Annotated in this window: 1 protein-coding gene and 1 pseudogene; both read left to right on the top strand. The window is 68.3% G+C overall.

Translation table 11 applies throughout. The features are described from left to right. Positions 1–487, top strand: a pseudogene (locus tag EN914_RS35445) (PDZ domain-containing protein); the annotation flags it as partial. Between the two features lie 15 nt (positions 488–502). Continuing rightward, the coding region (locus EN914_RS35440) for a LysR family transcriptional regulator (protein ID WP_164779168.1) at positions 503–1,407 on the top strand (905 nt) is incomplete at its 3' end.

Genomic DNA, 1,407 nt, shown 5'->3' with positions numbered 1-1,407 from the left:
CCAAGCAGGAATTCGCCGGCTATTGGGAGTATCTGCTCGACGAGGCGATCTTCATTGCGCCGGCACCGCCCCAGGACGGGTGCGCCTGCAGATGAGCCGCAATGGCGAGGTCGCCGATATCAACATGGTGGTGCCGATCGATCTGTTGCCGCCCATACTCGACGATCTCCTGACGCGCGGCCAGGTGGCCAAGCCGCCGCGTCCATGGCTCGGCGCCCTGTCGGCCGAAAGCGATGGCAGAGTGGTGGTGATGAGCGTGACCGAAGGCGGTCCGGCGGCCAAGGCTGGCCTGCGCCAGGGCGACATCATCTCGGACATCCGCGACGGCGCGGTCGATGGACTCGCCGATTTCTATCGCAAGCTGTGGGAGAGCGGCTCGGCCGGTGCCGAGATTCCGATGCGGGTGCTGCGCGACGGCCGCGAAACCTGGCTGCGCGTCAAGTCCGCCGACCGCGGCAGTTTTCTGAAGAAACCGCAGCTGCAATAGCGCGTCAGCCACACGATGCATCCAAGACTGCTCAAAACCTTCCTTGCGGTGGCGCGGAGCCGCAACATCACGCGCGCCGCAGAAGTGGTCCACCTCGCGCAATCGAGCGTCAGCGACCAGATCCTGGCGCTCGAGGCCGAGCTTGGCGCTGCCCTGTTCACGCGCGCGAAGTCCGGTCTCGAGCTGACGCCGGCAGGCCTAGCGCTGCAGCCGATCGCCGAGGATTTGTTGCGGCTCGACGGCGAGGCGCGCGCGGCCGTGCAGGCAGCGGCAGGTTCGACAAGCGGGCACCTGACCATCGGCGCGCTGGAGACGATCGCGTCGGCCAGGCTGGCGCCTTGGCTGCCCGGGTTCCAGGCCGGCCATCCCGACATCACCGTGCGGATGAAGGTGGCGGGCAGCGGCGCGCTGCTGCGCCAATTGGAGGATGGCGACATCGATGTCGCGTTCTGCTTCGACCGCCGTGATTTCGCGAAGGGCGCGTCGGATAAACACTTCGCCAGGCGCACGATAGCAGCCGAACCGCTGGTGCTGGTCGCGGCTCCGGGGCAGGGCAGCGTGCCAGGCGACCTTGCCGCGCTTGGCGAACTGCAGTTCGTGGCAACGGAGCCCGGATGTATCTACCGACACATGTTCGACACGGCCTTTGCCGAGGCGGGCGCTGCCGCACCCAGACTTGCCAACGAGGTCGGCAGCATCGGCGCCATTGCGCGGCTGGTGGCGGCCGGCGCGGGGCTCGCCCTCGTTCCACGCCTGGCCGTCCCGGATGCGCTCGCACGCGGCGACATCGTCGAAATGCGATGGCCCGGCCAGATGCGGACGGCGCCGCTGGTGATGATCTGGCGCCGCCGGCGCGTCCAGCTGCCGGCGCTTAAGCAATTGCTCACTGCCGCGCGCGACAAGCTGGCGCCGGCCCTGCA

It is taken from the genome of Mesorhizobium sp. M7A.F.Ca.CA.001.08.2.1, from assembly GCF_003998455.1.
Lineage (GTDB): Bacteria > Pseudomonadota > Alphaproteobacteria > Rhizobiales > Rhizobiaceae > Mesorhizobium > Mesorhizobium ciceri.
The sequence above is the reverse complement of the archived record's forward strand: the minus strand, read 5'-3'. Positions and strand labels throughout refer to the sequence as shown.